The organism is Rhizobium ecuadorense, assembly GCF_001187535.1.
Taxonomy (GTDB): Bacteria; Pseudomonadota; Alphaproteobacteria; order Rhizobiales; family Rhizobiaceae; genus Rhizobium; species Rhizobium ecuadorense.
In genome coordinates this window covers 1-232 of record NZ_LFIO01001066.1, presented here as the reverse complement: position 1 = coordinate 232, position 232 = coordinate 1, and the positions used below count along the sequence as shown (strand labels likewise).

Annotated in this window: 1 pseudogene; it reads left to right on the top strand. The window is 65.1% G+C overall.

The features are described from left to right. Window positions 1-51 precede the first annotated feature (51 nt). Window positions 52-186: pseudogene (locus AF337_RS45545) on the top strand (YkgJ family cysteine cluster protein); the annotation flags it as partial. Window positions 187-232 lie beyond the last annotated feature (46 nt).

The following is a 232-nucleotide window of genomic DNA, read 5'->3' as shown; positions in this document are numbered from 1 at the left end:
CATGTCCCCGGCGAGGCCCTCTGAGTCGGCGCTAGGCTTGGCAGACTGTATCGTGATCTTCGGCCTGACGTCTGCCGCGCCTGCGTCCCAGGGGATGGCGCTTGCCTGACCGCGCGCGAGTTCTTCGGGATCGGCCAGCCAAGTTTGCCGCCCGGTCACATCGATGCGCATTTGCCAATCAACTGAGATGAGTGGCGCGGTCCCCCGCGCCAATGTTGGCTATGCCCGCGAT